This is a genomic window from Desulfobaculum sp., assembly GCF_054921475.1.
Genome location: NZ_JBUDSW010000007.1, coordinates 21,833 through 28,352, shown reverse-complemented (window position 1 = coordinate 28,352; position 6,520 = coordinate 21,833). Strand labels below are relative to the sequence as shown.

General features: G+C 66.9%; 7 protein-coding genes. All 7 read left to right on the top strand.

Features of this window, described 5'->3' with window-relative positions:
* Positions 1 to 789, top strand: a 789-nt coding sequence (cpaB, locus tag ACY69P_RS01010; protein ID WP_462326267.1) for a Flp pilus assembly protein CpaB, incomplete at its 5' end; no start/stop codon positions are given.
* Between the two features lie 2 nt (positions 790 to 791).
* Complete coding sequence (locus ACY69P_RS01005; protein WP_462326266.1) at positions 792 to 1,022, top strand: hypothetical protein; 231 nt, start codon at positions 792 to 794, stop codon at positions 1,020 to 1,022.
* 32 nt (positions 1,023 to 1,054) lie between these two features.
* Complete coding sequence (locus ACY69P_RS01000) at positions 1,055 to 2,545, top strand: type II and III secretion system protein family protein (protein ID WP_462326265.1); 1,491 nt, start codon at positions 1,055 to 1,057, stop codon at positions 2,543 to 2,545.
* Positions 2,542 to 2,811 carry a hypothetical protein gene (locus tag ACY69P_RS00995; protein WP_462326264.1) on the top strand — a complete coding sequence of 90 codons (270 nt, stop codon included), beginning with the start codon at positions 2,542 to 2,544 and terminating at the stop codon, positions 2,809 to 2,811. The genes ACY69P_RS01000 and ACY69P_RS00995 overlap by 4 nt, the downstream gene beginning before the upstream one ends.
* A 33-nt stretch (positions 2,812 to 2,844) precedes the next feature.
* A complete protein-coding gene (locus ACY69P_RS00990; protein WP_462326263.1) occupies positions 2,845 to 4,071 on the top strand; it encodes an AAA family ATPase in 1,227 nt (408 codons plus the stop codon).
* A complete protein-coding gene (locus ACY69P_RS00985) occupies positions 4,068 to 5,561 on the top strand; it encodes a CpaF family protein (protein ID WP_462326262.1) in 1,494 nt (497 codons plus the stop codon). Before ACY69P_RS00990 ends, ACY69P_RS00985 begins: the two co-directional genes overlap by 4 nt.
* Positions 5,558 to 6,517: a type II secretion system F family protein gene (locus tag ACY69P_RS00980; protein WP_462326261.1), complete on the top strand. Its 960-nt coding sequence runs from the start codon at positions 5,558 to 5,560 to the stop codon at positions 6,515 to 6,517. Before ACY69P_RS00985 ends, ACY69P_RS00980 begins: the two co-directional genes overlap by 4 nt.
* Positions 6,518 to 6,520: the final 3 nt, after the last annotated feature.

Sequence of the window (6,520 nt, the reverse complement as noted above, 5' to 3'; positions counted from 1 at the left end):
CTCGCGTTTGCGCTGTCGCTCTTTGCCGGGGGCCTCATCTTTTTGTGGATGCGCGCCCAAAGCGCCGCACCCAACGCCGACGCCGCGCCCGCCACGGTGGCCGTGGTCGTCGCCAGCGCGCCGCTGACCAAGGGCACGGCCCTCACTGCGGAGCACCTGCGCTCCGCCGATTTTCTGCCCGCCAACCGCCCGGACGGCGCATACGGCAGCGCCGAGGCCCTTGCCGGACGCGTTCTGCTCACGGACCTTGCCGCTGGTGAAGCCGTGACAGCATCGCGCCTTGTGGCGCCGGACGTGCAGACCGGCGGCGTCAGCGCCCTTGTGGCGCCCGGCAAGCGCGCCGTTGGCGTTAAGGGCAACAAGGTGCTGGGGCTGGCTGGGTTCGTCCGCCCGGGCAACCGCGTGGACGTCCTCGTCACCATTGACGACGACAGCTCACGAAACGAACGCACCGTCACCAAGATGGTGCTCCAAAACATCCGCGTGTTGGCGTCGGGCACCGAGTGGGAACGCACCGCAAGCGACGATCCCGCCTCCGTGGACACCTACACGCTGGAACTGACGCCGGATGAGGCCGAGCGCCTCGCCCTGGCCGCCACGCGCGGCACCCTGCACTTTGCCCTGCGCAATCCGGCAGACAACGACAACATCCGCACCAGCGGAACCGACATTCCGCGCACGCTGGCCGCACTGCGCACAGCAAAGGCCCCCACACAGGCCACCCCGGCCCCGCGCCGCCAGCGCGTGGAGCTTATTACAGGAACAACACGCACAACCTTGAGGTTTTAATCATGTTCTCCGCTCCCAAACACATCCTTGCAGGCATGCTCATCTTCACGGCCATCCTCGCCGCGACCGCGACGCTTCGTCCTTCGTCCTCGCCCAGCACCGCGTCCCTCAGCGCCACCATGAGTGCGGAGACGAACCAGACGAGGGCAACTCTCGACGGCGCAACCATCGTGGCGGAGGGTCACCTCCAGCCCGTGCGCCGCATTGAGGTCCTCGTGACAAGCAGCATGTAGCGCATCGCCGCGCATGCAGGGAGGGAGACGCCATGCCGTCGCGCCCCGTCACCATCCTTCTCCTGCTGCTGATGGCCAGCCTTCTGCCCTGCGGGGCAGCCGCGCAGGCCGCAGGATATCCGCCCGGTACCGTCCGCATCGCCACCGGGCAATCCATGGTCGTGGACGCGCCGCGTCCGGTCAGCCGCGTTTCCGTAGCGGATGCGGCCATTGCGGACGTGATGGTCCTGTCGCCCCGGCAGGTCTACGTCACGGGCAAGACCCCCGGCGCAACCACCCTCACCCTGTGGGCCGGCGGCGACGCCGTCCTGCGCGTCTTCACCATCACGGTCACGCCGGACCTCTCCCGCCTGAAGGAGATGCTCCACCGCATTCTGCCCAATGAGCGCGGCATTCGGGTCATGGCCGCCCATGAAAGCATCACCCTTTCCGGCACCGTCTCCAGCACCGAAAGCCTCTCCACCGCCCTTGACCTCGCCCGCGCCTTTGCGCCCTCGCCGGACGGCGTGACCAACCTGCTGCGCGTCGGCGGCGTGCATCAGGTGCTGCTGGAAGTCAAAGTCGCCGAAATGTCGCGCACCGTCATGGAAAAGCTGGGCATTGACCTCAGCTACTACATGAACGGCGACTTCTTCTACACCATCCTCAACGACCTGTGGGCGCTGGACAATAAAAATGGTCCCCTGCCCGTGGTCGGCCCCGCCGCCGCGCAAAACGGCGGCCTTGGCAGCGGTCAGGTCCGCATCAGTCCCTCGCGCAACGGCATGTTCCGCTTCCACAGCGGACAAGCCACCATCACGGGCTTTTTGCAGGCCCTGAAGCAAAATGGCCTCGTGAAGATTCTGGCCGAGCCGACCCTCGTCTGCCGCGGCGGCGAGAAGGCCAGCTTCCTCGCCGGCGGCGAAATTCCCATCCCCGTCCCGCAGGCCCTTGGGTCCGTAGCCATTGAATACAAGCCCTACGGCGTCGGCCTCAGCTTTACCCCCACCGTGCTGGCCGATGGCCGCATCAGCCTTGACGTGCGCCCCGAGGTCTCGGAGCTGGACTATCAAAACGCCTTGCAGATTCAGGGCTTTACCATCCCGGCCATTACCTCGCGCCGCGCGGAGACCGTGGTGGAGCTTGGCGACGGGCAGAGCTTTGCCATCGCAGGCCTGCTGCAAAACGCCGTGCGCGAGGACGTGAACAAGTACCCCGCCCTTGGCGACATCCCCGTCCTTGGCATGCTGTTTAGCTCCAAGCAGTTCCAAAAGGCCGAGAGCGAACTCGTCATCATCGTCACCCCCCACCTTGCCAAGCCAACGGACATGGCCCGCCAAACCCTGCCTACCGACCACTTTACGGAGCCGGATGAATTTGAATTCTTCGTCCTCGGCAAGATGGAAGGCGACAGGGACGACAGCGCGCCCCTGTCCATCACTCCGGCCTCCGTCCGCTCCCGCGGCGGACGCGACGGCGCGCCGCCCTCGGGCATGGAGGGCGAATTCGGCCACATTCTGCCCCTGCGGGAGGACGCCCCATGACACGCCTTATCGCCATAACCGCCCTGTGCGCGGCCCTGACCTGCGCGGCCTGCACCGCCCAGAAGACCACGCCCCTTGGCGCGGCCTACCATCAGCAGCTGTTGTACCAGCAGGTCACCCCCGGTCCGGCCCCGCCCACGCCCGTGGAGGGCCTGAGCGGCACCCTCGCTGACCACGCGGCGCGGCGCTACGCCACGCCTCAGGAGGCGCCCGGCGAAGCGACCATGTCGCTGGAACTTGGCACCGTCGCCCCCGGCGGACCATAGACGAAACGCACCCAAGCCCAAGCGGAGCACGCCATGCAGACCATGTATCCCATACGCATCAGTCTCAGGGACCACGACGCCCAGCAGCGCGTCACGGCCCTTGTGGAGCGCCACCCCCGCTTCACCGCCACCCGCGCGGACGATACACGCTCTGGCGGGGCCTGCCTGTACGAAATGGGCGACGATCACGACAGCGACCTCGCCCGCATCCGCCGCATGCTCTACACCGGGCTGGTGCACGAAGTATTCGTCACCGCCGGGGAGAAAAGTCCAGACCTCATCATTGCCGCCATGCGCGCCGGGGCGTCGGAATTTTTGCCCGCCCCGTGCGACGATGACGACCTTGCCGCCGCGCTCTCGCGCTTTGTGGAGCGCTACGACGCGCCCCAGACTGCCGCGCCCACAGCCGCACAGGGCGAGGACGCCGCCGGACGCATTATCCACGTCATCGGCGGCAAGGGCGGCGTGGGGGCCACCACCGTGGCCGTGAACCTTGCCGTGGAGTTGGCCGGTGGCGGCGAACGCGTCGCCCTTATGGATATGCGCGTTCCCCTTGGCGAGGTGCCGCTGTTTTTGGACATAGAATACGCCAACACCTGGGGCGAGGCCGCGCGCGACATCTCGCGGCTGGACGCCACATTCCTCGCCAGCCTCATGGTCCGCCACGCCAGCGGGCTGGATATTCTGCCCTCCCCCAGCCGCCCAGGCGACGCAGACGCCGTCTCCGCCGAAGCTGTGGACGCCCTCATGGCGCGGCTGCGCGCGGACTACGCCGTCACCGTGGTGGACGGCAATCCGCATCTGGACGACATCTCCGTCGCCGCCATGGACCACGCCGACGATATCTACCTCGTCTGCGTGCTCAGCCTGCCCTGCCTCGCCAATGTCCGAAAGCTGCTGGAAAACTTTGACGCCATGCGCCCCGGCCTTGCCGCCAAGGTGCGCCTTGTGGTCAGCCGCCACCTCTCCAAGGCGGAAATCTCCGTGCGCGAGGCCGAAGAACTCCTCGGGCGCAAGGTCTTCTGGCGCATTGAAAACGACTACGCGGCCACGCTGTCGGCCATCAATCAGGGCCGCCCCCTGCGCCACTGCGCGCCCGCCTCGCCCGTAACGCGCTCCATCGCGCGGCTGGCCGCAACCCTCGGGCACACCGCGCAGGCCGAGGCCGCCCCGGCGCGGGGCATCCTGTCGCGCCTTGTCTCGCGCACCCGCGCCATGAGCCTGACTCCCGCCCCGCGCGCCGCACGGAGTGAATCATGAGCCTGACCGACCGCCTCAGCCGCAACACCGGCGCGTGGAAGACGCCGCAGCGCCGCCCGCACACGGCCAGCCCAGAGACGGCAACGCCCACGCGCGCGGCGCAGCCTGCACCGTCCTGCATCACGCCGCCCGCTCCCAGCCCGGAACACATGGCCCAGCGCCCCATACGCCCAACGTCCCACGACGCCACGGGCGAGGAATACTACACCGTCAAGGCCAAGCTCCACCAACGCCTTATCGAGCGCATCGACCTTGCCGCCGTGGAGCGTCTGGACCCGGAGGAACTGGGCCGCCGCATCGCCGCCCTTGTGGAGCGCATCCTTGCCGAGGAGTTCCGCCAAGCGCCCCTGAACATGGCCGAGCGCCAACGCATCATCAGCGAAATGCGCCACGAGGTGCTGGGCCTTGGCCCGCTGGAGCCGTTGCTTCAGGACCCCGCCGTGTCGGACATCCTCGTCAACGGCTACGCGCAGGTCTACGTGGAACGGCGCGGCAAGCTGGAGCGCACGGACACCCGCTTTCAGGACGACGCCCACCTGCGGCAAATCATCGAGCGCATCGTCTCGCGCATGGGGCGGCGCATTGATGAATCCTCGCCCATGGTGGATGCCCGCCTTGAGGACGGCTCGCGCGTGAACGCCATCATCCCGCCGCTGGCCATCGACGGGCCCAGCCTCTCCATCCGCCGCTTCTCGCGCGACCCGCTGGAGATGGACGACCTTATCGCCTTCAGCGCGCTCACAAAGGAAATTGGCGACGTGCTGCGCGGCATTGTGCGGGCGCGGCTGAATATTCTCATCTCCGGCGGCACCGGCAGCGGCAAAACCACCCTGCTCAACGTGCTCTCGCGCTTTGTGCCCCATGACGAACGCATCGTCACCATTGAGGACGCGGCGGAGCTGCAACTAAAACAGGACCACGTGGTGCGTCTGGAAACCCGCCCGGCCAACCTTGAGGGCCGCGGCGAAATCACCGCCCGCGACCTCGTCAAAAACTGCCTGCGCATGCGCCCGGACCGCATCATCGTGGGCGAGGTGCGCGGCGCGGAGGTGCTGGACATGCTGCAGGCCATGAACACCGGCCACGACGGCTCCCTGACCACCGTGCACGCCAATACCCCGCGCGACGCGCTCATGCGCATTGAGACCATGACCGCCATGGCAGGACTGAACCTGACCGGCGAGTCCACCAAGCGCACCATTGCCTCGGCCATCGACGTCATCATTCAGGCCACCCGCCTTGGCGACGGCACGCGAAAGCTCATCAGCGTGCAGGAAATTACGGGCATGGAAGGCCCGGCCATCACCATGCAGGAGATTTTCCGCTTCCGGCAAACGGGCGTTACGGCCACGCGCGGCGTGCGCGGGGTGTTTGAGTCCATGGGCATCCGGCCCAAGTTTGCGCAGCGCCTGTCCGCCCTTGGCGTGGAACTGGACGCCGACCTCTTCCGCGCCGGAACCCTGCTCAGCGTCGGGGAGGAAACGCCATGAACACCCTCATCGCCCTCGCCACCGTCATTGGCATATTTTCCACGGCCTGCGCCGCCATCATCCTGCTGCGCAGCCGCCGCGACGAAGGCGAACGCCTCACCCGCCGCCGCATGCAGCGCCTGTCGCGCCTTGCCCCGCAGGAGGTAGACATCCAGCGCCAGCATTCGCTCTCGGACGTGGCGTGGCTCCACAGCCTGCTGGGGAGGCTCTCGTGGACCCAGCGGCTGGACACCCTCATCCGCCAATCCGGCAAGCGCATCAGCGTGGGCACGCTCCTGCTTTTGGCTCTTCTTGGCGCGGCGGTGGGCTTTCATCTGGCGCGGGCCGTGTCGGACAATATGTTCTTCCATATGGTGCCCACCACGGTGCTGGGCTACGCCCCGTTCTTTTGGATTCGCCGCGCCAAGAACCGCCGCATGCGCGCCTTTCAGCGCCAACTGCCCGAAGCTCTCGACCTTGTCGCCCGCGCCCTCAAGGCGGGGCACGCCTTCACCCACGGCCTGCGCCTTGTCGCGGACGAATTCGCCCCGCCCATCGGCCCGGAATTCGGCAGAACGCTGGAGGAGATCAACTTCGGCGTCGACATGGACGACGCCTTTGAAAACCTTGCCACGCGTGTGGACTGCCCGGACCTGCGCTTCTTCATCGTCTCCGTAAACATTCAGCGCGAAACCGGCGGCAACCTTGCGGAAATCATCGCGGGCATCTCGCGCCTGATACGCGAGCGCTTCAAGCTGCAGGGCAAAATCCGCGTGCTCTCCGCCGAGGGGCGGCTGACGGCCTACATTCTGCTGGCGCTCCCCGGCGGCGTAGGGCTGGTCATCAACCTCATCAACCCCGAATACATGAGCCTGCTCTACGAAACACCGCAGGGCCGGTCCGTCATGACCATGGCCATCATCATGATGGGCGTTGGCGCGGCGGTGCTGAAAAAGCTCATTGCCATCAAGGTCTAAAGG

Coding starts and splice junctions, on each gene's coding strand:
- ACY69P_RS00990 (WP_462326263.1), top strand. CDS start 2,845: ATGCAGACCATGTATCCCATACGCATCAGTCTCAGGGACCACGACGCC.
- ACY69P_RS01000 (WP_462326265.1), top strand. CDS start 1,055: ATGCCGTCGCGCCCCGTCACCATCCTTCTCCTGCTGCTGATGGCCAGC.
- ACY69P_RS01005 (WP_462326266.1), top strand. CDS start 792: ATGTTCTCCGCTCCCAAACACATCCTTGCAGGCATGCTCATCTTCACG.
- ACY69P_RS00985 (WP_462326262.1), top strand. CDS start 4,068: ATGAGCCTGACCGACCGCCTCAGCCGCAACACCGGCGCGTGGAAGACG.
- ACY69P_RS00995 (WP_462326264.1), top strand. CDS start 2,542: ATGACACGCCTTATCGCCATAACCGCCCTGTGCGCGGCCCTGACCTGC.
- ACY69P_RS00980 (WP_462326261.1), top strand. CDS start 5,558: ATGAACACCCTCATCGCCCTCGCCACCGTCATTGGCATATTTTCCACG.